Raw genomic sequence first — 22,061 nt, forward strand, 5'->3', positions numbered from 1 at the left:
GGGTGGACAAGGGATGGCTGACGATAACGAATTGACGCTAAAAGACCCGGCTGCGGGCAAGAAAAAGAAGCTGATCATTATCATTGCCCTGGCGGTTATTTTGCTGGGCGGTGGTGGAGCTGGTGCCTGGTTTATGCTCTCCGGCTCGGATGCGCCCCCTGCAGAAGCGGCGGAGGGAGCCGATGCCCAACCCAAGGTGGAAGCACCCCAGCCATCCCTTTATGTCGGGATGCCACGCCCCTTTGTCTTCAACGTCGCGGGTGCCCAGCGGGATCGGTTGGTGCAGATCAAGATCCAGTTGATGGTGCGCGGCACCGCCGACGAGACGTTGGCCAAACAGAATATTCCCCTGATTGAAGGTACCTTGCTGCGGGTGTTCAGTGCGGCCAGTGCCGAACAGCTGATGACCTTTGAAGGCAAGGAGAAGCTGCGCAAAGATTCACTGGAAGAGTGCCGTCGGGTGCTCAAGGACCTGGTCTCTTCCCCCGTTATCGAACAAGTGCTGTTTACCGGCTTTGTAATGCAGTAGGTGAAGCGTGAGCGATCTGTTAAGTCAGGACGAAATTGATGCCCTCTTGCACGGTGTCGATGATGTCGAAGAGGAAGAGATAGGCGGCGCCGGAGATCCCGGTGTTGCCCAGTTTGACTTCTCCTCCCAGGACCGCATCGTCCGTGGCCGGATGCCAACCCTGGAGCTGGTGAACGAACGTTTTGCCCGCCACATGCGGATCAGCCTGTTCAACATGATGCGCCGTACCGCCGAGGTCTCCATCAACGGCGTACAGATGCTGAAGTTTGGCGAGTATGTTCACACTCTGTTCGTGCCGACCAGCCTCAACATGGTGCGTTTCCGACCATTGAAAGGAACCGCACTCATCACCATGGAGGCGCGGCTGGTTTTCATCCTGGTGGAGAACTTCTTTGGTGGTGACGGTCGCTACCACGCCAAGATTGAGGGACGTGAATTCACGCCGACCGAGCGCCGGATCATCCAGATGTTGCTCAAACTGGTGTTTGAGGATTACAAGGATGCCTGGGCGCCGGTGATGGACGTAGGGTTTGAGTATCTCGACTCTGAAGTGAACCCGGCGATGGCCAACATCGTCAGCCCGACTGAAGTGATCGTGGTGAGCTCCTTTCACATCGAACTTGATGGTGGTGGCGGTGATTTCCACGTGGCTATGCCTTACTCCATGCTGGAGCCGATCCGTGAACTGCTTGATGCCGGTGTGCAGAGTGACAAGGGTGATACAGACGTGCGCTGGAGCAAGGCGCTGCGCGACGAGATCATGGATGTAAAAGTCGAGTTGAGGGCCAAACTGCTGGAGACCGAGCTTACACTGCGTGAGCTGATGGAGCTGCAGCCGGGAGATATTATTCCGGTCGACATGCCTGAACATCTGCTGGTTTATGTGGAAGATTTGCCCACCTTCCACGCCAAGATGGGGCGGACGAAGGAGAATGTGGCACTCAAGATCACCGACAAGCTCAAGCGCCCGGAAGGGGTCAAGACCGAGATGCATCTGGTGACCCGGGGCGGTGTACGTATCGATGGTGAGGCCGAGCTGGAAGAGCTTGAGCGCAGTATCGAAGAACAACAGCGTTAATCGACGGTTTGCGGTTATGGACTGTCACGAAGCGGTATAAGGAAACAAGATGAGCGGAACAGAGGAAGAGGATCTGATGGCTGATGCCTGGGCGGCAGCACTGGAGGAGCAGGTGACGGCGGAAGCCAAACCGGCTCCGCTGGAAGAGCTCAAGGACGATGCCCCTATCAGTGCCGAGGAGCGGCGCAAGCTTGACACCATTCTGGATATTCCGGTCACCATCTCGATGGAGGTCGGTCGCAGTCAGATCAGCATTCGTAATCTGCTGCAGCTCAACCAGGGCTCGGTGGTGGAGCTGGATCGGGTGGCAGGCGAGCCGCTGGACGTGCTGGTCAACGGTACCCTGATCGCCCACGGCGAGGTGGTGGTGGTAAACGACAAGTTCGGTATTCGCCTGACTGATGTCATCAGCCAGATTGAACGGATTAAGAAACTCAAATGATGCGTCTGCTGCTGTTGTTGCTGCCACTGCCGGTATTTGCCGAGGTGGGGGGGGCAGCAAATGCTCCCAGCCTGAGCTCTTGGCTGATCTCCAGCCTGATGGTGATCGGGCTTATTTTGGTGCTGGGTTTTTTGCTCAAGAAGAGCAAGATTGCCAACGCCATGGGGGGCGGACAGATGAGAGTGATCGCCACGCTGCCAGTGGGATACAAGGAGAAGTTGCTGGTGGTCAAGGTGGGTGAGCAGCAGTTGCTGCTAGGGGTGACGCCACAGCAGGTCAACTTTCTCTATCGGCTGGAGGAGCCGCTGGACGAGCAGCAGCCGCAGGCATTTTCCCAGCAGCTGGGTAAATTGATGGGCAAACATGAAAAAAACTAACGGCTTGTTGTGGCAAACCGGATGGCTGGCTTGCCTGTTGATCCCGCTGTTTTACGCCTGGCCTGCGTTGGCGCAGGATGGTATGTCGGCAGTGACAGTCAAGACCATGGGAGATGGCTCTCAGGAGTACAGCCTGACCCTGCAAGTGCTGGCGTTGATGACCGCGCTCTCCTTCTTGCCGGCCATGGTCATCATGATGACCTCGTTTACCCGCATCATCATAGTGTTGGGTATCTTGCGTCAGGCGATCGGTCTGCAACAGAGCCCCTCCAACCAGGTGTTGATCGGTATTGCCTTATTCATGTCGTTTTTCATCATGTCGCCGGTGCTGGATCGTATCAATGATGAGGCGCTGCAGCCCTATCTGTCCGAAACCATTCAGGCCAAGGAGGCGCTGGAACGGGCTGAATTGCCCATCCACCAGTTCATGCTGGCTCAGACCCGGATAAAGGATCTCAATACCTTCATGGAGATCGCCAACGTACAGGTAGAGAAGCCTGCCGATGTGCCGCTGCGTGTGCTGATCCCGGCCTTTGTTACCAGCGAACTGAAAACAGCCTTCCAGATTGGCTTTATGCTGTTCTTGCCGTTTCTGGTCATCGATCTGGTGGTCGCCAGCATCCTGATGGCGATGGGGATGATGATGCTCTCGCCGATGATCGTCTCGCTGCCTTTCAAGCTGATGCTATTTGTGATGGTGGATGGCTGGAACCTGATCCTGGGATCGTTGGCTAACAGTTTCGGACTGGGTGCCGGTTAAGAGCAAGGAGCCAGAACATGAGTCCCGAAACCTTTGTCGACGTCTTTCGTGAGGCGCTCTGGCTGGTCAATATCATGGTAAGTGCCGTTATCTTGCCCAGTTTGGCTATAGGTCTGGTTGTCGCCATCTTTCAGGCCGCTACCTCCATCAACGAACAGACCTTGAGCTTTCTGCCACGTCTCATCGTGACACTGCTTGCGCTGGGTGCCGGTGCTCACTGGGGAATGCAGAGTCTGATGGACTTCTTCATCCTGATGGTTAATCAAATTCCCGAGGTGGTGGGGTGACCTATACCACCGCTCTGATCATGGAGTGGTTGTCTGCCATTCTCTGGCCACTGGCCAGAATAAGCAGCCTTTTCATGGTGATGGCGGTATTTGGCAGCCGGCTGGTCGCAGCACGGATCAGGTTGGGGCTGGCGGTAGCCGTGACGTTTCTGGTTGCTCCTCTGCTTCCTCCCATGCCTCCTGTGGAGCTCTTCTCTGCCGGCAGTTTTCTGGTCTTGGGCCAGCAACTGCTCATCGGTATTGCGTTGGGGTTGATGACCCAGTTTCTGATGGAGAGCTTCGTGATGGCGGGGCAGGTGATCGCCATGCAAACCAGCCTGGGTTTTGCCACCCTGGTGGATCCGATGAATGGCCAGTCGGCCCCTGTGGTCGGTCAGTTTTATCTGATGCTGGCGACCCTGGTATTTCTGGCGCTCGATGGTCATCTGGTGATGCTGCGCCTGGTGATCCTCAGTTTTGAGACGCTCCCCATCTCCGATAGCGGTTTGTCTGTCTCTTCGATGCAAACACTGAGCGCATTCCTGGGGGTCATGTATCAGGCCTCGCTGGTGATGGCTCTCTCTGCCATCGTGGCTTTGCTGCTTATCAACTTCGCTTTTGGCGTGATGACCCGGGCTGCCCCCCAGCTCAATATTTTCAGTATCGGTTTTGCCGTCAGCATGATGTCGGGTTTGCTTATCCTCTGGCTCACTATCGGCGGCTTCCTCGGCCATTTCGACACCTTGTGGGAGCGGGTGCAGGAGGTCAGTTGCGAGCTGATCGACACCCAATGTTTCGGAGGTGTCAATGGCTGATACCGACCAGGAACGTACCGAACAACCCACGGGCAAACGACTGCAACAAGCCCGTGAAAAAGGGCAGATTGCACGTTCAAAAGAGCTGGGAACTGCCAGCGTACTGCTGTCAGCCGTCTTTGGCCTGCTGTTGATCAAGGGTTACCTGGCGAGCGCCATGCTCAAGGTGGTGACTATGGGCTTCACGCTAAACAGAGAGCAGGCTTTCGATCCCAATGCCATGGTAGCCATGGTGCCGGCGCTGCTGGGGGAACTGGTGTTTCCGCTCGGACTGCTCTTCGCTCTGGTCGCCATCGCGGCTTTTATCGGCAATATCCTGATGGGGGGAATGAACTTCTCCACTGAGGCAATGATGCCGAAATTCAGCAAGATGAGCCCCATCAGCGGGTTCAAGCGAATGTTTGGAGTGCAGTCACTGATCGAGCTGGTCAAGTCCATCGCCAAGGTGGTGTTCATTACTCTGTTTGCCTGGTGGATGCTCTCAAGCCAGTTTAATCATCTGCTCAACCTCTCCATGGAGGGCTTTCCCGGCGGCATCATAGATGCCCTTGACCTTTTTTTGTGGATGCTGATCATCCTTTGCTGTGCCTTGTTGCCTATTGTGGCCATCGATGTGCCGTTCCAGCAATGGAACCATATGCGTCAGCTCAAGATGACCAAGCAGGAGGTGAAGGACGAGTTCAAGGATAGCGAGGGTAAACCCGAGGTAAAGGGCAAGATCCGCCAGTTGCAGATGCAGATGGCGATGCGCCGGATGATGGGGGATGTACCCAAGGCCGATGTGGTGATCACCAACCCGACCCACTACTCGGTGGCGCTCAAGTATGATGCGGGCAAACCCGGTGCCGCACCCAAGGTCGTGGCCAAGGGCACTGATGAAATTGCAATGAAGATCAGGGAGATAGCCAGAGAATACGAGATACCCATCATGCCGTCACCGGCCTTGACCCGGGCTATCTACCACTCTACCGAGTTGGGCCGCGAGATTCCGGAAGGGCTGTTTGCGGCGGTTGCTCAGGTTCTGGCCTATGTCTTCCAGCTCAAGAAATTCCGCCGTGGCCAGGGGCGTCGTCCTCAGCCGTTGGCCAAGGATCTCCCCATTCCGACCGAATATCGCAAATGACAAAGTTCTGACGCTGTAAAAGTAAATTCATTGTATTTCAATGTGTTGTATTGTTGGCTTAATGTTTGCTTTAATCTGGCACCAGCAGGTTGACATTGAGAAGAGCGATGGATTTCAAGGCAGTATTGGGCCAGTTAAAACAGTCTCGGGGAGTGTTGAGCAAAGGCCTTGGTACCCCTCTGCTGGTGTTGGCTGCGCTCGGCATGGTGGTGTTACCCATCCCCCCGCTGATGCTGGATGTGCTCTTCTCTTTCAACATTGCGCTCTCTATCGTGGTGCTGCTGGTATCCGTTTATACCCGGCGCCCCCTCGAATTTGCTGCCTTCCCGACCGTATTGCTGCTCGCCACCTTGCTGCGGCTGGCGTTGAACGTGGCCTCGACCCGAGTGGTGCTGCTGGAGGGCCACAATGGCAGTGCAGCGGCAGGCCATGTGATCGAGGCATTCGGTAACGTGGTGATCGGCGGCAACTATGCGGTCGGTATCATCGTCTTTACCATCCTGATGATCATCAACTTTGTAGTTATCACCAAGGGTGCCGGGCGGATCGCGGAAGTGAGTGCCCGTTTTACCCTGGATGCGATGCCGGGTAAACAGATGGCTATCGATGCCGATTTGAATGCCGGTCTCATCAATCAAGAAGAGGCGAAGAAGCGTCGCCTTGATGTAACCCAGGAAGCCGATTTCTATGGCTCCATGGATGGTGCCTCCAAGTTCGTCAAAGGTGATGCGATAGCAGGCATCATGATCCTCTTCATCAACATCATCGGCGGCTTCATCATCGGGATGATGCAGCATCATCTTACCTTCAGCGAATCTGCCGAGATCTATACCCTGCTGGCGATCGGTGACGGTCTGGTAGCGCAGATCCCCTCCCTGCTGCTCTCTATCGCCGCAGCCATCATAGTGACCCGTCAGAATACCGATCAGGATATGGGCACAGCGGTATTAGGCCAACTGTTCGATAACCCCAAGGCCTTGATCATCTCTGCCGGTATCCTGCTGATGATGGGGTTGGTGCCGGGGATGCCGCACTTCGCCTTCCTGAGTCTGGGGGCGCTCGCTGCCGCCGGAGCCTGGTGGCTGCTGCGCCGCGAGAAACTGGCGGTAGCCAAAGCAGCCAGTGGCGAGTTGATGCCGACCAGTGCAGATCAGCCATCGCATGAGCAGAAAGAGTTGAGCTGGGACGATGTGATGCCGGTAGACATCATCGGGTTGGAAGTGGGTTACCAGCTAATCCCGCTGGTGGATCGCAATCAGGGGGGCGAACTGCTCAACCGGATCAAAGGGGTGCGCAAGAAACTCTCGCAAGAGCTGGGCTTTCTGGTGCCTGCTGTCCACATTCGCGACAACCTGGATTTGGCACCCAACCAATATCGCATCACCTTGATGGGAGTCAGTACCGGCGAGGCCAACGTCTACCATGATAAAGAGATGGCCATCAACCCGGGGCAGGTATTCGGCCAGATCCAGGGGATTGTCACTCGGGATCCCGCGTTTGGACTTGAAGCAGTGTGGGTAGCCAAGGAGCAGGTGTCACAGGCGCAGACCCTGGGGTATACAGTGGTGGATACTGCGACCGTAGTTGCCACCCATTTGAGCCAGATCTTGACCAACCATGCGTCACTGTTGCTCGGCCATGACGAGGTACAGCAGTTGCTCGACATGATTGGCAAACATCAGAGCAAACTGGTCGAAGGGCTTGTGCCTGAAGTGATCAGCATGGGTAACCTTGTGAAGGTATTACAGAATTTGCTCAATGAAGGGGTGCCAATTCGCGATATGCGCACTATCCTGCAGACCCTGGTGGAATACGCGCCGCGCAGCCCGGATCCGGAAGTGCTCACCGCGGCTTGCCGGATTGCCCTGCGTCGCCTGATTGTTCAGGAGATTGCCGGCCCTGATCCCGAGCTACCGGTGATTACATTGGCACCTGAATTGGAACGTATATTGCATCAGTCTTTGCAAGCGGGTGGTGGTGATGGCGCCGGTATTGAGCCGGGTCTGGCGGAGCGAATGCAGCGTTCACTGGTGGAAGCCACTCAACGACAAGAATTGGAAGGCCAACCGGCTGTGCTTCTGACATCGGGGATCCTGCGCAATACCCTGGCGAAATTTGTCAAGAATGCCATTCCTGGATTACGTGTGCTGTCCTATCAGGAAGTGCCGGACGACAAGCAGATTCGCATCGTCAGTGCGGTAGGGCAGAACTAGTTAGCGGAGACGACGGGTGAAGATTAAGCGGTTTTTTGCCAAGGACATGCGAACGGCTCTGGCCGAGGTCAAGGAGACGCTCGGGCCCGATGCCGTCATCATGTCCAACAAGAAGGTTACCGGGGGGGTAGAGATAGTCGCCGCTGTTGATTATCAATCCCAGGTTCCGAGCCCCAAAGATGCGCCGGTTCGCCGTCAGCTGAACGATGAGAGCGTCAATATTTCGTCTGCTGCTCGGCAGATGACCCGTCCCGAGCCCGCAAAGGTTCAGGAACAGAACGAACATTATGCTGATACCCTGGCCGCCCTCCTCGCGCGTCAGCAGAAACTGAAGCCTGGCAATGGGGCTCCCATGGGCAACACCCAATCGGCTGGTCTGGCTGCTGCCAATGCAGTGCCCAGAACGCTGGCCGAGCAGGGACAGTGGGGCACAGTCCCGGAACCTGCCAAACCCAAGGCGCGTGTCGTATCCGGCCAACGGGCCCATCAACCTGCCCAGCGGGATCAGGAGATGGAGGGGATGCGCAAGGAGATGGCCAGCATCCGTAAACTGCTGGAGCACCAGATCTCCGGTCTGATGTGGCAGGAGGTTGAACGACGCGAGCCGATGCGTGCCCTGCTCATCAAAGAGCTCAAGAAGATGGGCTTTGACGATGCCTTTTCCGATCAACTGGCGGGGCTGATCCCTGAAGACATGCCTATCCATCAGGCGATGGCCCAGTTGGCTGAAGTGTTGACGGCTCAGCTCAAGATCAGTGAAGACGAAATTTTACGTCAGGGGGGGGCGGTTGCTCTGCTGGGGCCAACAGGGGTGGGCAAGACGACCACCATTGCCAAATTGGCAGCCCGTTTTGCCATGAAGTATGGCGCCGAGCAGGTGGCCCTTATCACCACTGACAACTACCGGATCGGGGCTCATGAGCAATTACAGACTTATGGCCGGATCATGGGCTGTCCGGTACGTCAGGTGCGTGATGCCGAAGAGCTGGCCAATGCCCTCTATCAGTTCCGTCACCGCCGGCTGGTATTGATCGATACGGCAGGCGTGGGGCAACGGGATATCCGGCTGACCGAGCAGCTCGATACCCTGGTCAAAAATGCCAAGGTGAGGATCCGCAGCTATCTGGTGATGTCGGCAACTTCCCAGCGTCGGGTAATGCAGGAAGCGGTTGACCATTTCCGGCGCATTCCCTTGAGCGGCTGCATACTTACAAAGTTGGATGAGAGTCTGAATCTGGGCGAAGTAATTAACGTGTGTATCCAGAATGCCTTGCCTATCAGTTACATCACTGATGGGCAGCGGGTTCCGGAAGATATTCAGGTTGCCAATGCGGCGCAGCTCGTCGGAGCTGCCATGGGCTCGCTGGAGCGAGAAACAGAGGAGCCCTATTTCTGGGGCACAGGCTTTGGCGAGGCCGAAGATTCGGAGTTTTATGAGTAACATGTATATGGATCAGGCGAGTGGTCTGCGCAAAATGCGTCAAAACAATCGAGTAAAAGTGATCGCCGTTTCCGGTGGTAAAGGTGGCGTAGGCAAGACCAACGTGACCCTGAACGTGGCGGGAGCCATGGCGGCCCAAGGCAAACGGGTGATGGTGCTGGATGCTGACCTTGGTCTGGCAAATGTTGACGTCATGCTGGGGTTGCGGGTTCATCGCAATCTCTCTCACGTGCTGGCAGGCGAGTGCACGATCGACGACATTATCGTTGAGGGACCGTACGGCATGATGATTGTGCCTGCAACCTCGGGGACCCAGTCTATGGTCGAGCTTTCGCCGGTACAACATGCCGGACTGATCCGCGCCTTCAGCGAGATGAAGACCCAGGTTGATATTCTGATGGTGGATACGGCGGCGGGGATCTCGGACATGGTGCTGAGTTTCACCCGCGCCGCGCAGGACATCATGGTGGTGGTGTGTGACGAGCCTACCTCTATTACCGATGCCTATGCCCTTATCAAGATCCTTTCCAAAGAGCACGGTGTATTTCGCTTCAAGGTAGTGGCAAACATGGTACGCAGCCTGCGCGAAGGGCAGGAGCTTTTTGCCAAGCTGACCCGGGTAACGGATCGTTTCCTCGATACGTCACTGGAACTGGTTGCCTGCGTGCCTTATGACACCAATTTACGCGCAGCAGTACGCAAGCAGAAACTGATTGTCGAGGCGTTTCCCAAGTCGCCGGCGGCTTTGGCTTTCCGCGCATTGGCCAACAAGGCGGCTAGCTGGCCGGTACCCAACCAGCCTGGCGGTCATCTGGAGTTTTTCCTGGAGAATCTGTTACAGACTCAGGCCACCACACAGGAAGGTTCCCGTGAATAAAGCCCAAGCGTACTTGCGTCATCAGGATTCCTATCTGCTGGTAGAGCGCCATGCTCCACTGGTCAAGCGGATTGCCCAGCATTTGCTGGCTCGCCTGCCAAGCAGTGTCTTGCTGGATGACCTGATCCAGGCAGGTATGATTGGGCTTCTCGAAGCGTCGCGGAACTTTGATGGTAGCAAGGGGGCCAGTTTCGAGACCTATGCCGGGATTCGTATCCGTGGTGCCATGCTGGATGAGATCCGGCGTGGTGACTGGGTGCCTCGTTCCGTGCATCGAAACAGCCGAGCGATTGCAGAAGCGATCGAAAATGTTGAGCAAGCCAATGGACGGGATGCTCGTGATACGGAAGTCGCAGCGCAAATGGGAGTCTCTCTCGCTGATTATCATGTCATGTTGCAGGATGTCTCCTGCGGCAAGATCATCGGTATCGAGGATTTGGGGGTCAGTGAGGATGTGATCGGTAACCCTGATGAAGCACCGTCAGGCTCCGGGTTTGATGAACTGGCCGCAGAACGATTTCAAATTCAACTGTCGGAGCAAATCGGTCGCTTACCAGAGAGAGAAGCTCTGGTTCTCTCTCTTTACTACGATGAAGAGCTGAATTTACGTGAAATTGGTGAGGTTTTGAATGTAAGTGAGTCTCGCGTGAGTCAGATACATAGCCAAGCAATGCACAGACTGCGCGCTCGTTTGAGAGATTGGCATCTATAAGTGTTTGTACTGGCTACACTGAGATGAAACTCTAAGGCATAATCCGCATGACACAACCCATTTTTAGCATCATGTAAGTGAGCCACTCAGGTGGCTATTGAGGAGGGAATTTTGGACAAGAACATGAAAATCCTCATTGTTGACGATTTTTCAACGATGCGCCGGATTATCAAGAACTTGCTGCGCGACCTTGGGTTCAACAATACCCATGAAGCGGATGATGGCAACACAGCACTGCCGATGCTGAAAAATGGTGATTTCCAGTTTGTGGTTACTGACTGGAACATGCCAGGCATGCAAGGTATCGACCTGCTGAAAGCCATTCGTGTCGATGAGAAGCTCAAGCATCTGCCGGTGCTGATGGTGACGGCGGAAGCCAAACGTGAGCAGATCATTGAAGCCGCGCAAGCCGGCGTTAACGGTTATATCGTCAAGCCTTTCACTGCAGCAACGCTCAAAGAAAAACTCGACAAAATTTTTGAACGCCTTGGCTAAGGAGCAGCAGGGATGATGGCCAAAACGAGAGCAATGATTTCGCTCGACCAGGCAAGGATGCTTGTTGCTCATCTGGAGCAAGGTGAATTCGAGCTGGCCGATGAACTGCTTGCCAATGTATGTGCCCCCAACGCAGCCGATCTGTTTGATAAAGTTGGTCAGCTGACCCGACAACTGCATAACTCACTTCAAGAATTTCGTCTCGACCCCCGAATTCCCGATTTGGCCACCCATGACATTCCCGATGCGCGGGAGCGCCTCAATTATGTCATCGATATGACCGATAAGGCTGCTAATCGCACCATGGATGCTGTTGAGGCTAGTCTGCCGATAGCTGATCGCCTGAATGATAATATCCAGTTGGTGATGCCGAACTGGAATGCACTGATGTCCAGGGATATGAGCGTGGGACAGTTTAAGTCCTTATGCCATCAACTCGATGATTTCATTAAGGCTTCTGAATCAGATGCCGATAAGTTACGACAACTGCTGACAGAAATACTGATGGCACAAGACTTCCAGGATTTGACAGGACAGATGATCCGCAAGGTCATCAAGCTGGTTCAGGAAGTCGAAACAAAATTAATAGAAATGCTGACTATGTTTGGTGAGGCTGCAGCTGAGCATGCAACTCGAACTCTCCCTGCGAACGGGATTGAAGCCGAAGGCCCAATCATGAATCCAGAGGCGCGTGCCGATGTAGTCAATGGTCAGGATGATGTGGACGATCTGCTGTCTAGCTTGGGATTCTAATGGAGTGACGCATGGCCTTCGAAGTTGATGAAGACATACTGCAAGACTTTCTGGTCGAAGCATCCGAAATATTGGAACAGTTGTCTGAGCAACTGGTCGACTTGGAAAAGCGGCCTGACGACAAGAATCTGTTAAATGCCATCTTTCGCGGTTTCCACACTGTAAAAGGCGGCGCCGGTTTCCTGTCTTTGGGTGAGTTGGTTGACGTATGTCACGGTGCCGAAAACGTATTTGATATCTTGCGTAACGGCAAGCGAACAGTGACTGCCGAGCTTATGGATGTAATCCTGCAAGCGCTGGACGCCATAAACGTGATGTTCGCCCAAGTACAAAACCGTGAAGCGCCAAGTCCTGCGTCTGATGATTTGCTCCATGACCTCCACGAGTTGTGCAAGCCTGAAGGAGAAGAGCAACTTCGAACCGCGACCAGCGGTGCTAATGGCATGGAGCCGGAGGCTGTTACTTCTGTTGTTGAGGTTGTCTCTGACCCCGAGGTCGTTGAACCGATAAACCAAGCAAGCGATCCTGCAGCTGTTAACGGGGGCGGCTCCATCGACGAGATTTCAGCTGATGAATTCGAGCGTCTGCTGGATGAGTTGCATGGCGTGGGGGGCACACCAACCAAGAGTGCGGCAGGATCATCTGTTGCTGGCCAATCTGGCGATATCACCGATGATGAGTTTGAGGCCTTGCTGGATCAACTCCATGGTCAGGGACAGCACATGGGGGCGCCAGAGGCGAATCCTCTGAAGTCGGTGCAAAAAGAGGTGGACGAGCTTATCGATGATGATGAGTTTGAGCGCCTGCTTGATGAATTGCATGGTCGTGGTCAAGGGCCTCAGAGTACGCTGGCACCTGCCGCACCTGCCGCACCTGCCGCACCTGCCGCACCTGCCGCACCTGCCGCACCTGCCGCGGTGACTCCGTCCAAACCGGCCACTCCTGTAGCCAAACCAGCACCGGCTGCTCCCGCAAAATCTGCCGAAGCAGCCAAGGCACCAGCGTCTGCCGCCAAGGCGGCGCCTGCGCCAGTAGAAAATAGTGCCGTGCAAAGCGATACGACGGTGCGGGTGGATACCAAGACTCTCGATGTCATCATGAACATGGTAGGTGAGTTGGTACTGGTCCGTAACCGGTTGGTGAGCCTGGGTATTGCCAGCAATGATGAAGAGATGTCAAAGGCGGTTGCCAATCTGGATGTGGTAACGGCTGACCTGCAAGGTGCGGTTATGAAAACCCGCATGCAGCCAATCAAGAAGGTATTTGGTCGTTTCCCACGCGTGGTGCGTGATCTGGCCAGAACCCTCAAGAAAGAGATTGAGCTGGTGATGGTGGGGGAAGAGACCGATCTTGATAAAAACCTGGTAGAGGCGCTCGCCGATCCTCTGGTTCACCTTGTTCGCAACTCCTGCGATCATGGGGTCGAAATGCCTGATGTGCGGGAGAAAGCGGGCAAACCGCGGCAAGGGACGATCACCCTTAGTGCCTCCCAGCAAGGTGACCATATTCTGCTTTGCATTGAGGATGATGGAGCAGGGATGGATCCTGAGAAACTCAAGTCCATCGCAATCAGTCGCGGTGTTCTGGATGCAGATACTGCTGCTCGCATGAGCGACAACGATGCCTATAACCTGATTTTTGCCCCGGGCTTTTCAACCAAGGCCGAGATCTCCGATATCTCTGGCCGTGGTGTCGGGATGGATGTGGTTAAAACCAGCATTGTCAGCCTCAATGGGTCGGTGCATATAGATTCCACTTGGGGGAAAGGTACCCGTCTCGAAATCAAGGTTCCGTTGACGCTAGCCATTCTGCCGACTCTGATGGTTGAAGTGGGTGAGCAGACCTTCGCACTTCCCCTTGGTTGTGTGAACGAGATTTTCCATCTGGACCTGAAAAAAGCCAACATGGTTGATGGTCAGCTCACCATCATTGTGCGCGAGAAGGCGATACCGCTCTTCTATCTGCACAAATGGTTGATTCGTGGCGCCAACAAACGTTCACGTCAGGATACCGGACATGTGGTAATAGTGCAGATTGGCACTCAGCAAATCGGATTTGTGGTAGACAGCCTGATTGGTCAGGAAGAGGTGGTCATCAAGCCTCTTGATAACCTGCTTCAAGGTACCCCAGGCATGGCTGGGGCGACGATTACCAGTGATGGCGGAATTGCTCTTATTTTGGATGTGCCGAGTCTGCTCAAAGCATATGCGCGTAGACATTAATAGCTCAGGCCCAAGGAGTTAGAAAAACAACAATGGCAGTCAAGGTATTAGTTGTCGACGATTCGAGCTTCTTTCGCCGTCGGGTGAGCGAGATCATTAATCAGGATCCCATGCTGACGGTGATTGATACGGCCCAGAATGGACGTGAAGCAGTGGACAAGGTGATGTCGCTGCGTCCTGATGTGATCACCATGGACATCGAGATGCCCGTGATGGATGGCATCAGTGCGGTGCGGGAGATCATGGCCAAGTGCCCAACCCCCATTCTGATGTTTTCATCCCTGACTCATGAAGGCGCCAAGGCGACACTGGACGCGCTGGACGCCGGTGCTCTCGACTTCTTGCCCAAGAAATTTGAGGACATTGCCAGAGACAAGGACGAAGCAGTCAGACTGTTGCAACAGCGGGTGAAGGAGATCTCCCGCAAGCGCTTCCTGATGACATCCGCTGCCCGTCCCAAAGCACCTGAACCGGTTATTCGTGCTCCGCTGGGAAGCACTGCGCCCAGAACTCCTGATCGTCAGCCTGACCTGCAACGCACTGTGCCAAGTGCTTCCTTCAAGCGCAGTGGCAAGAGTTATCAGTTGGTGGCAATCGGCACTTCTACCGGCGGACCAGTTGCTTTGCAAAATGTACTGACCAAGTTGCCGGGGGATTTTCCCCATCCCATCCTGCTTATCCAGCATATGCCAGCCACTTTTACCGCCGCGTTTGCTGCCCGTCTCAACGGGTTATGTCAGATTGGCGTCAAGGAAGCGGAAGATGGCGATGTGCTTAAACCAGGGCATGCCTATCTTGCTCCAGGTGGCAAACAGATGCTGCTGGAAGGTCGTGGTGCAGGGGCCCGCATTCGCATCGTGGATGGCAACGACAAGGTAAATTACAAGCCTTGTGTGGACATCACTTTTGCCTCTGCGGCCAAAACCTATGCCGACAAGGTATTGGCGATTGTGCTGACCGGTATGGGGGCTGATGGCCGTGATGGCGCCAGACTGCTGAAAGAGCAGGGATCAACCATCTGGGCTCAGGATGAGGCTTCCTGCGTGGTATATGGTATGCCCCAAGCGGTAGCCAAAGCGGGGATTGCCAGCGAATCACTCCCTCTGGACAAGGTGGCCCAGCGTATTCTGGTTGAGTTGGGGCGCTAATCATGGGCTTGCTCGGTCTGCTCCTGGCATTGGGGGCGATTGCCATTGCCCAACTGTGGCATGGCGGCTCCCTGTTGACGTTGGTGGACGGCCCCGCTTTTCTGATCGTGCTGGGTGGTACCGTTGGTGCCGTCACGTTGCAGACTCCAGCCAAGTACATCCTGCTGGCGTTGCGCCAGCTGTTATGGATTTTTACCCCTCCCCGCCAGGATCTCGCCACACAGGCCGAACGGTTGCAGTCATGGGCCGTCTTTGCGCGCCAGCAAGGGCTGCTGGCCCTTGAAAATCAGGCCGAGCAGGAGGAAGACAACTTTACCCGTCAAGGGCTCGGCATGATTGTCGATGGGGTATCCACAGAGGATATCCGGATGCTGCTGGAAGCGGACATCGATATCGAGCAGGAGCGCAATGAACATGCCGCCAGAGTATTTGAAGCCATGGGGGGGTACAGTCCGACCATCGGGATCATCGGTGCCGTGCTGGGCCTGATCCAGGCCATGTTTCATCTCGAAGACCCGTCAGCACTGGGGGCGGGGATAGCTGTGGCATTTGTGGCAACCATCTATGGAGTGGGGTTTGCCAACCTCATCTACCTGCCTATCGCCAATCGGTTACGCGCATTTCACTATCACTATGCACTCTTTCAGGAGATGACCCTGGAAGGGCTGCTGGCTATCGCCCATGGTGAAAACGGCTTGCAGGTTGAACGCCGGCTCAGGGCCTATTTGAAAGGAGAGTAGCCATGCGCAAGCGCTATCGGTTGCACTTGCAGGGTCGCGAGCATCTTGACCGTTGGCTGGTCTCCTATGCCGATTATATGACGCTGATCTTTGCCTTGTTCGTAGTGCTCTACTCTGTTGCGCTGGTGAACAAGGACAAGTATCGCGCGGTGATTGATGGTATGAGCCAGGCGTTCAGTGTCATGCAGTCTGGCGGCAATAGCTTGCTTGAAGGGCAGGGTAATTCCCTGCTGGATAACGCGGTATCTGCCTCTCCATCGTTGCTGGAAAGCCCAGCATCCTCCTCTCCTTCACTTGCACCCATTTCTGGTGTGCCAGTGCTGCAAGATGGCGCGACACTTGCAAAACTCGATATGCAGTTGCAACAGAGCATGGGCTCGCTGGTGGATGCCGGTATCGTCAAACTGACGCAAGACGAGAACTGGCTGACGGTTGAACTCAGTTCCGGCTTGTTGTTTAGCAGCGGCAGTGCCTTTTTGGGGCCAAACGCCGCACCGGTCATTAATACTCTTTCAAGTATTCTCAAACCGGTCGATAACTATGTAAGGGTTCGGGGTTATACCGATAACCAACAGATAAATAATGAAATTTATCGTTCTAACTGGGCGCTTTCTGCTGCTCGGGCCGAGGCGGTCCTCAATGGCTTGATTGCCGATGGGATCGCCCCCCAGCGTCTGGCGTTCGAGGCATATGGCGAGTTTTCCCCTTTTGCTGACAACGGCAGCGAGCAGGGCAGACTGCAGAATCGCAAGGTTGTGGTCGCTATCTCCAAATTTGCCTGGGTGCCGCCGGCACCTGTGGTTGCAACGCCTACGGTAGTTGCTGAACCGGTTCCTGCTGTACAACAGGCGGTGGATGCAGGAGAGATAAAGGTGATCACCTTGCCCGGTGGTGGCATACGCATAACAACAAGGCAGGACTGATACAGTGATTGTTTGGACGGTTGCCAACCAGAAAGGTGGTGTGGGTAAAACCACCACAGTGGTCTCGCTTGCGGGGATCCTGGCCCAGCGTGGCCAGCGGGTGCTGTTGATTGATACCGACCCCCATGCTTCGCTGACTGCATATCTTGATTTTGATTCAGATCGCCTGGATGGAACCCTCTATGAGTTGTTTCAAGCAGTCAAACCGACAGCCGAGCTTGTCAATAAACTGACGCTCAAGACCAAATTCGAAAATATCAACTTACTGCCAGCATCTATTACCTTGGCGACCCTTGATCGGGTGATGGGCAATCGTGAGGGGATGGGACTGGTACTGAAACGGGCACTGCTGCGCATTCAGGATCAATATGATTACGTGCTGATCGATTGCCCGCCAGTGCTGGGGGTGATGATGGTCAACGCGCTGGCTGCCTGCGATCGCATTCTGGTGCCTGTCCAGACCGAATTTCTGGCCCTCAAGGGGTTGGAGCGGATGATGAAAACATTTGAGATCATGCAGCGTTCCAAGCGTGACAAGTTCCGTTATACCGTGATCCCGACCATGTTCGACAAGCGCACCCGTGCCTCTCTGATGACCTTGAAGTCGATTAAGGATCAATATGGAGATTCAGTATGGAATGCGGTGATCCCTATTGATACCAAGTTTCGGGATGCCAGCTTGCTGCATATCCCCCCGTCTATCTATTCTCCCGGGAGTCGTGGAACCTATGCATATGAAACGCTGCTCAACCATCTGGATGCCCTTGAGCGGCAACGGGTTCATGAGGTGATGGCATGAGAGATACCATTCAAGTACGGGCGATGGATGACTATTTCCACTCCCTGCTGCTCGATGAGCCGATGGTCATGGATGAGGTGGAAGACGTTGAATCTGCCCCGGTGCTGCAGTTGCAGCGTCAGCCCCAGATCGCCCCTGATGTGGTCGCTGCACCTTACCTCGAAAGCGATCCACGTCTTGCTCAACTTAGCGAACTGCTGGCTCAGGTGGGACAAGTCCAGTTTGAGAATGATGCTTTCACCCAAGAGGTAACACTCACCGCTCCGTTGGAGATTGTGGCCGAGGAGTCACTATTGCCTGTCGAGCCTGAATGGCCTGCTGAGATGCTGTTCCCTGAGGTTGCGGAGCCCCATACTACTATCTTGACCGAGACTGCGCAGGAGGTTGCTCCGGTAGAATCCAGTGAACCTGTTACCTGGGAAAATATCGATACCGGTAAAGAGTTTCAGGCCCTCTTTTTTGAAGTTGCGGGTGTGACGTTTGCGGTGCCGCTGACCGAACTCGGTGGTATCCATCAGCTTGGCGAGATCACCTCCCTGTTTGGCCAGCCTGGTTGGTACAAGGGGATCATGACCTCCCGCGAGCAGAAGATGAATGTGGTCGATACAGCCCAATGGGTCATGCCGGGTCAGCATTTGGAGATGGATGATTACAAGTATCTGATTATGCTGGGTGAATCCCCTTGGGGGCTGGCTTGTCATCATCTCAAAGGAACTGAATTGTTACACCGTGACCAGGTGAAATGGCGCCATCAGGAGGGTAAGCGCCCCTGGTTGGCGGGCATGGTCAAAGAAAAAATGTGTGCCCTGTTACACGTTCGCGAACTGCTCCTGTTGCTGGAGCGTGGGGTTAACATAGAAGGTCGCTGATAACTTCTGCAATCGAGCTGTTTTATTGCTAGTTTTAGCAGTAGACGTTTTCATAAAAGGAATAAAAACATGACAGAAAAGCGCAATATCGCACAGAATCTGGCCGAAGATGAAGTGCTGCAATGGGTAACCTTCCAACTGGAAAACGAAACCTACGGCATCAATGTGATGCAGGTTCAGGAGGTGTTGCGCTACACCGAAATTGCACCGGTGCCGGGTGCGCCTGAGTACGTACTGGGGATCATCAACCTGCGTGGCAATGTGGTGACTGTCATCGATACCCGTTCCCGTTTCGGTCTGCCTTCCGGTGATGTGAGCGAAAATTCCCGTATTGTTATCATCGAGGCCGAGAAGCAGGTGATTGGCATTATGGTCGATAGTGTGGCGGAAGTGGTTTATTTGAAATCTTCCGAAATCGATGCGGCTCCGGCCGTGGGAACCGAAGAGAGTGCCAAGTTCATTCAGGGAGTCAGCAACCGTGACGGTCAACTGCTGATCCTGGTTGACTTGAACAAGCTGCTCTCCGATGAAGAGTGGGAAGATATCGGTTCCCTCTGACAAATAAGGTGATGTTTTGATAATCGAGATGGTTGCCTTGGGGGTGTCCCTGATTGCCTTGGTGTTTGCCTCTTATAACTGGTTCAAGAGCAAGCGTAGCAAGCAGGAGTCCGAGGCCAGTGTGGCAACGCTGCAAGGTCAGTTGGAAAGCTTGCGCAAACAGATGATGGAGCTTCATAGCGGCTCCATTGGCATGGGACAGCGGTTACAGTCGGTAGAAGGCGCGATGCAGCAGGTCAATGAACGCCAGCAAGAACTGACCATGCAAGATCCCGAACGCAGGCTCTACAGTCGAGCGGCTAAGATGGTCGAACTGGGCGCCGATCTTGATGAAGTCATGAGTGAGTGTGAGTTGCCAAAGGCAGAAGCAGAGCTCTTGATATCGTTGCGAAAAGGTCGCTCTTGATTATTCAGGGAGGCAGTCGCCTTCCTGAATTTTTTCTGCTCCTTGCATACAGCTCTCTGATGTAGCGCGATGTACAGTGAGATGATTGAATTATTATGTTTTAAGATGATTTTTTATTAATCTTTTCGATTTGATGTATTTTGAAGTCGTTGATTGTCATCATTTTTCCCGCCTATTTTCTCTTATGCGCGATCTTCTCCACAAAAACAGTGGATGATGGGCATCTTGGAAAAGACGTATTCCAATACTGTGTTAAGATGCAGGCCGCTTCATTTTCTCTGAAAAAATCTCCATGCTGCTTCAAGTTAACAATCTGAGCTGCGTGCGTGAAGATCGCACTCTGTTTGAACATCTCTCCTTTGCGGTAGTTCCCGGTGATCTGGTGCAAATTGAAGGTCCCAACGGGGTAGGCAAGACCAGCCTGCTGCGCCTGCTGACTGGGCTGTCTCAGCCGTTTGCCGGTGAAGTGTGCTGGAATGGTGAAAATATTCGCCATTGCCGTGATGAGTACCATGCCAATCTGCTCTATCTCGGTCATCAGCCCGGGGTCAAAGCTGCTTTGACTCCGCTCGAAAATCTCGCCTTTTACCAGAAGCTGCATCATGTGTCCCGGCAGACGGTCGATTTGTGGCAGGTGCTTGCCCAGGTTGGGTTGGCCGGTTTTGAAGAGAACCCGACCGGGCAGCTCTCGGCAGGTCAACAGCGCCGGGTGGCTCTGGCCAGGCTTTGGCTCAGTGACAAAGCGGCTCTCTGGATCCTGGATGAGCCCTTTACCGCCATTGACAAGCAGGGGGTCAAGGTGCTGGAGAGGCTGTTTCTGGCTCATGCCGAGCGGGGGGGGATGGTAATCCTCACCACTCATCAGGATATGACGCTGATGCAGGGGCGACTGAAGACCCTCTCCCTTACGCCCTTGCTGCAGGAGTAGTTTCGATGTTGCGTGCCGTCATGCATTTGATCCACCGCGAGTTATTGATGGCCTTGCGCCAGCGTGCAGACATTCTTAACCCGCTCTGGTTTTTCCTTATTGTCATCACCCTGTTCCCACTCGGTATCGGCCCTGAGCCCAAGTTATTGGCTCGCATTGCTCCCGGCATCATCTGGGTTGCGGCTTTGCTGGCGGCCATGCTGTCGCTGGAGCGGCTGTTTCGCGACGACTTTGCCGACGGTTCGCTGGAGCAGCTGATGTTGATGCCCCATTCACTCGGGTTGCTGGCGCTGGCCAAAGTGATTGCTCACTGGTTACTGACTGGATTGCCGCTGCTGCTGATTTCGCCCTTGCTGGCGATTTTGCTGTCGCTGGATATGGACAGTTATCTGGCGGTAGTCGCCACTCTGGCACTCGGCACTCCGGTGCTGAGCCTGCTCGGTGCGGTCGGTGTAGCCCTTACGGTCGGACTGCGCAAAGGTGGAGTGCTGCTCAGTCTGCTGATCCTGCCGCTCTATATTCCGGTGCTGATTTTTGCTACCTCTGCTATTGATGCGGCGGGGATGGGCTTGCCCTATGGCGGTCAGCTTGCCATTCTGGCCGCCATGATGGTTGGTGCCTTGACGCTAACGCCACTGGCCGTTTCGGCTGCCTTGAGGGTCAGTCTTAACTGATGGTCTATTGGTAGAACGCAGTGTGGTTTCGTGTGGGGCTTTCTTTTCCTGAAATAAAGTTGCGATGGATCAAGCGGATTGCCGCTTATTGCTTTCGAGGTATTTGATGTTATCCCGAGGTCAGTATGTTTAGGCCTCGCCAAACAATTAATAACAAAAAGGTTTGTGAGTTATGTGGAAATGGTTGCACCCTTACGCTAAACCCGAACGGGCATATCGGTTGGCAGGAACCTTGTTACCCTGGTTTGCCGTGATAAGTCTGCTGTCGTTCATCATCGGCACTGTTTGGGGGCTGGCTTTTGCCCCCGCCGATTATCAGCAGGGTGACTCCTTCCGGATCATCTATATCCATGTTCCTTCCGCCATTCTTTCGATGGGAGCTTACTCTACCATGGCTGTGGCAGCCTTTATCGGGCTGGTATGGCAACTGCGGATGGCGGACATGACAGTGGCGGCTATTGCTCCTGTCGGTGCCGTGTTCACTTTTATTGCACTGTTTACCGGTGCAGCCTGGGGCAAACCCATGTGGGGAACCTGGTGGGTGTGGGATGCACGGCTCACCTCCGAGCTGATCCTGCTGTTTCTCTATCTTGGCGTGATTGCCCTCTACAACGCCTTCAGTGACAAGGTTGTTGCTGGCCGTGCCGCCGGCATTCTGGCGCTGGTCGGGGTGATCAATCTCCCCATCATTCACTACTCGGTTGAGTGGTGGAATACCCTGCACCAGGGGGCCACTATTACCAAGTTTGACAAACCCTCTATCTCTCCCGAGATGCTTTGGCCATTACTCATCATGATCCTGGCGTTTGCTGCCTTTCTCGGGGCCCTTACCCTGATGCGTTTTCGAAACGAGCTCTTGATGCGGGAGTGGCATCGCCCTTGGGTTCAAGAGATTGCCGAGCAGGAGAAGTAA

25 protein-coding genes are annotated in these 22,061 nt (G+C 54.5%); all 25 read left to right on the forward strand.

The features are described 5' to 3' along the window. The first annotated feature begins 13 nt into the window (after window positions 1–13). The 25 genes from fliL to G5149_RS03150 all read left to right on the forward strand — a co-directional run bounded on the left by fliL (window position 14) and on the right by G5149_RS03150 (window position 22,061). Entirely contained in the window at window positions 14–529 is a 516-nt protein-coding gene (gene fliL, locus G5149_RS03030; RefSeq protein WP_216979262.1) for a flagellar basal body-associated protein FliL, read from the forward strand. Window positions 530–536: 7 nt separating this feature from the next. Then, on the forward strand, window positions 537–1,607 hold the full coding sequence (gene fliM / locus G5149_RS03035) for a flagellar motor switch protein FliM (RefSeq protein WP_005343961.1): 1,071 nt from the start codon (window positions 537–539) through the stop codon (window positions 1,605–1,607). 49 nt (window positions 1,608–1,656) lie between these two features. Then, the gene (fliN, locus tag G5149_RS03040; protein WP_005343964.1) at window positions 1,657–2,049 is read left to right on the forward strand and encodes a flagellar motor switch protein FliN; all 393 of its coding nucleotides are present in this window, start codon (window positions 1,657–1,659) and stop codon (window positions 2,047–2,049) included. After that, window positions 2,046–2,426, forward strand: coding sequence for a flagellar biosynthetic protein FliO (fliO, locus tag G5149_RS03045; RefSeq protein ID WP_216979261.1), 381 nt, complete (start codon window positions 2,046–2,048; stop codon window positions 2,424–2,426). The genes fliN and fliO overlap by 4 nt, the downstream gene beginning before the upstream one ends. After that, window positions 2,413–3,186 (forward strand): flagellar type III secretion system pore protein FliP, encoded by a 774-nt coding sequence (gene fliP / locus G5149_RS03050; RefSeq protein WP_216979260.1) that lies wholly within the window; start codon window positions 2,413–2,415, stop codon window positions 3,184–3,186. The genes fliO and fliP overlap by 14 nt, the downstream gene beginning before the upstream one ends. Before the next feature lie 17 nt (window positions 3,187–3,203). Further along, complete coding sequence (fliQ, locus tag G5149_RS03055) at window positions 3,204–3,473, forward strand: flagellar biosynthesis protein FliQ (protein WP_005343969.1); 270 nt, start codon at window positions 3,204–3,206, stop codon at window positions 3,471–3,473. Continuing rightward, window positions 3,470–4,267: a flagellar biosynthetic protein FliR gene (gene fliR, locus G5149_RS03060; RefSeq protein WP_005343970.1), complete on the forward strand. Its 798-nt coding sequence runs from the start codon at window positions 3,470–3,472 to the stop codon at window positions 4,265–4,267. The genes fliQ and fliR overlap by 4 nt, the downstream gene beginning before the upstream one ends. Then, complete coding sequence (flhB, locus tag G5149_RS03065) at window positions 4,260–5,390, forward strand: flagellar biosynthesis protein FlhB (protein WP_005343971.1); 1,131 nt, start codon at window positions 4,260–4,262, stop codon at window positions 5,388–5,390. The genes fliR and flhB overlap by 8 nt, the downstream gene beginning before the upstream one ends. Before the next feature lie 107 nt (window positions 5,391–5,497). Beyond that, entirely contained in the window at window positions 5,498–7,603 is a 2,106-nt protein-coding gene (gene flhA, locus G5149_RS03070; RefSeq protein ID WP_337072575.1) for a flagellar biosynthesis protein FlhA, read from the forward strand. Between the two features lie 16 nt (window positions 7,604–7,619). After that, window positions 7,620–9,044 carry a flagellar biosynthesis protein FlhF gene (gene flhF, locus G5149_RS03075; protein WP_216951805.1) on the forward strand — a complete coding sequence of 475 codons (1,425 nt, stop codon included), beginning with the start codon at window positions 7,620–7,622 and terminating at the stop codon, window positions 9,042–9,044. 34 nt (window positions 9,045–9,078) lie between these two features. Continuing rightward, window positions 9,079–9,921, forward strand: a complete 843-nt coding sequence (locus G5149_RS03080) for a MinD/ParA family protein (protein WP_408082997.1) — start codon at window positions 9,079–9,081, stop codon at window positions 9,919–9,921. Continuing rightward, on the forward strand, window positions 9,914–10,633 hold the full coding sequence (locus G5149_RS03085) for an RNA polymerase sigma factor FliA (protein ID WP_005343982.1): 720 nt from the start codon (window positions 9,914–9,916) through the stop codon (window positions 10,631–10,633). Before G5149_RS03080 ends, G5149_RS03085 begins: the two co-directional genes overlap by 8 nt. Before the next feature lie 111 nt (window positions 10,634–10,744). Beyond that, window positions 10,745–11,128: a chemotaxis response regulator CheY gene (gene cheY, locus G5149_RS03090; RefSeq protein WP_041234108.1), complete on the forward strand. Its 384-nt coding sequence runs from the start codon at window positions 10,745–10,747 to the stop codon at window positions 11,126–11,128. A gap of 12 nt (window positions 11,129–11,140) precedes the next feature. Beyond that, the gene (locus G5149_RS03095; protein ID WP_005343984.1) at window positions 11,141–11,881 is read left to right on the forward strand and encodes a protein phosphatase CheZ; all 741 of its coding nucleotides are present in this window, start codon (window positions 11,141–11,143) and stop codon (window positions 11,879–11,881) included. A gap of 11 nt (window positions 11,882–11,892) precedes the next feature. After that, the gene (locus G5149_RS03100; RefSeq protein WP_216979259.1) at window positions 11,893–14,103 is read left to right on the forward strand and encodes a chemotaxis protein CheA; all 2,211 of its coding nucleotides are present in this window, start codon (window positions 11,893–11,895) and stop codon (window positions 14,101–14,103) included. Window positions 14,104–14,135: 32 nt separating this feature from the next. Further along, a complete protein-coding gene (locus tag G5149_RS03105) occupies window positions 14,136–15,251 on the forward strand; it encodes a protein-glutamate methylesterase/protein-glutamine glutaminase (RefSeq protein WP_216979258.1) in 1,116 nt (371 codons plus the stop codon). 2 nt (window positions 15,252–15,253) lie between these two features. Then, complete coding sequence (locus G5149_RS03110) at window positions 15,254–15,991, forward strand: flagellar motor protein (protein WP_005343988.1); 738 nt, start codon at window positions 15,254–15,256, stop codon at window positions 15,989–15,991. A 2-nt stretch (window positions 15,992–15,993) separates the two neighbouring features. Beyond that, complete coding sequence (locus G5149_RS03115) at window positions 15,994–16,914, forward strand: flagellar motor protein MotB (protein WP_216979256.1); 921 nt, start codon at window positions 15,994–15,996, stop codon at window positions 16,912–16,914. 4 nt (window positions 16,915–16,918) lie between these two features. Then, the gene (locus tag G5149_RS03120) at window positions 16,919–17,713 is read left to right on the forward strand and encodes a ParA family protein (protein WP_139473739.1); all 795 of its coding nucleotides are present in this window, start codon (window positions 16,919–16,921) and stop codon (window positions 17,711–17,713) included. After that, window positions 17,710–18,582, forward strand: coding sequence for a chemotaxis protein CheW (locus G5149_RS03125; RefSeq protein WP_337072577.1), 873 nt, complete (start codon window positions 17,710–17,712; stop codon window positions 18,580–18,582). The genes G5149_RS03120 and G5149_RS03125 overlap by 4 nt, the downstream gene beginning before the upstream one ends. A gap of 69 nt (window positions 18,583–18,651) precedes the next feature. Next, complete coding sequence (locus G5149_RS03130) at window positions 18,652–19,140, forward strand: chemotaxis protein CheW (protein ID WP_005343991.1); 489 nt, start codon at window positions 18,652–18,654, stop codon at window positions 19,138–19,140. Between the two features lie 28 nt (window positions 19,141–19,168). Beyond that, window positions 19,169–19,546 (forward strand): DUF2802 domain-containing protein, encoded by a 378-nt coding sequence (locus G5149_RS03135; protein ID WP_216980226.1) that lies wholly within the window; start codon window positions 19,169–19,171, stop codon window positions 19,544–19,546. A 292-nt stretch (window positions 19,547–19,838) separates the two neighbouring features. Then, a complete protein-coding gene (gene ccmA / locus G5149_RS03140) occupies window positions 19,839–20,474 on the forward strand; it encodes a cytochrome c biogenesis heme-transporting ATPase CcmA (protein WP_005343996.1) in 636 nt (211 codons plus the stop codon). A 5-nt stretch (window positions 20,475–20,479) separates the two neighbouring features. After that, window positions 20,480–21,148, forward strand: coding sequence for a heme exporter protein CcmB (gene ccmB / locus G5149_RS03145; RefSeq protein WP_005343998.1), 669 nt, complete (start codon window positions 20,480–20,482; stop codon window positions 21,146–21,148). 172 nt (window positions 21,149–21,320) lie between these two features. Continuing rightward, window positions 21,321–22,061: a heme ABC transporter permease gene (locus tag G5149_RS03150; protein ID WP_005344000.1), complete on the forward strand. Its 741-nt coding sequence runs from the start codon at window positions 21,321–21,323 to the stop codon at window positions 22,059–22,061.

The organism is Aeromonas sp. 600479 (assembly GCF_049175515.1).
Lineage (GTDB): Bacteria > Pseudomonadota > Gammaproteobacteria > Enterobacterales > Aeromonadaceae > Aeromonas > Aeromonas veronii_A.

Bases quoted from the DNA above. Each gene is read 5' to 3' on its own strand.
- fliL (WP_216979262.1), top strand. From the start codon at position 14: ATGGCTGACGATAACGAATTGACGCTAAAAGACCCGGCTGCGGGCAAG.
- fliN (WP_005343964.1), top strand. From the start codon at position 1,657: ATGAGCGGAACAGAGGAAGAGGATCTGATGGCTGATGCCTGGGCGGCA.
- fliO (WP_216979261.1), top strand. From the start codon at position 2,046: ATGATGCGTCTGCTGCTGTTGTTGCTGCCACTGCCGGTATTTGCCGAG.
- fliP (WP_216979260.1), top strand. From the start codon at position 2,413: ATGAAAAAAACTAACGGCTTGTTGTGGCAAACCGGATGGCTGGCTTGC.
- fliQ (WP_005343969.1), top strand. From the start codon at position 3,204: ATGAGTCCCGAAACCTTTGTCGACGTCTTTCGTGAGGCGCTCTGGCTG.
- flhB (WP_005343971.1), top strand. From the start codon at position 4,260: ATGGCTGATACCGACCAGGAACGTACCGAACAACCCACGGGCAAACGA.
- flhA (WP_337072575.1), top strand. From the start codon at position 5,498: ATGGATTTCAAGGCAGTATTGGGCCAGTTAAAACAGTCTCGGGGAGTG.
- G5149_RS03080 (WP_408082997.1), top strand. From the start codon at position 9,079: ATGCGTCAAAACAATCGAGTAAAAGTGATCGCCGTTTCCGGTGGTAAA.
- G5149_RS03095 (WP_005343984.1), top strand. From the start codon at position 11,141: ATGATGGCCAAAACGAGAGCAATGATTTCGCTCGACCAGGCAAGGATG.
- G5149_RS03100 (WP_216979259.1), top strand. From the start codon at position 11,893: ATGGCCTTCGAAGTTGATGAAGACATACTGCAAGACTTTCTGGTCGAA.
- G5149_RS03105 (WP_216979258.1), top strand. From the start codon at position 14,136: ATGGCAGTCAAGGTATTAGTTGTCGACGATTCGAGCTTCTTTCGCCGT.
- G5149_RS03110 (WP_005343988.1), top strand. From the start codon at position 15,254: ATGGGCTTGCTCGGTCTGCTCCTGGCATTGGGGGCGATTGCCATTGCC.
- G5149_RS03115 (WP_216979256.1), top strand. From the start codon at position 15,994: ATGCGCAAGCGCTATCGGTTGCACTTGCAGGGTCGCGAGCATCTTGAC.
- G5149_RS03125 (WP_337072577.1), top strand. From the start codon at position 17,710: ATGAGAGATACCATTCAAGTACGGGCGATGGATGACTATTTCCACTCC.
- G5149_RS03130 (WP_005343991.1), top strand. From the start codon at position 18,652: ATGACAGAAAAGCGCAATATCGCACAGAATCTGGCCGAAGATGAAGTG.
- G5149_RS03135 (WP_216980226.1), top strand. From the start codon at position 19,169: ATGGTTGCCTTGGGGGTGTCCCTGATTGCCTTGGTGTTTGCCTCTTAT.
- ccmA (WP_005343996.1), top strand. From the start codon at position 19,839: ATGCTGCTTCAAGTTAACAATCTGAGCTGCGTGCGTGAAGATCGCACT.
- ccmB (WP_005343998.1), top strand. From the start codon at position 20,480: ATGTTGCGTGCCGTCATGCATTTGATCCACCGCGAGTTATTGATGGCC.
- G5149_RS03150 (WP_005344000.1), top strand. From the start codon at position 21,321: ATGTGGAAATGGTTGCACCCTTACGCTAAACCCGAACGGGCATATCGG.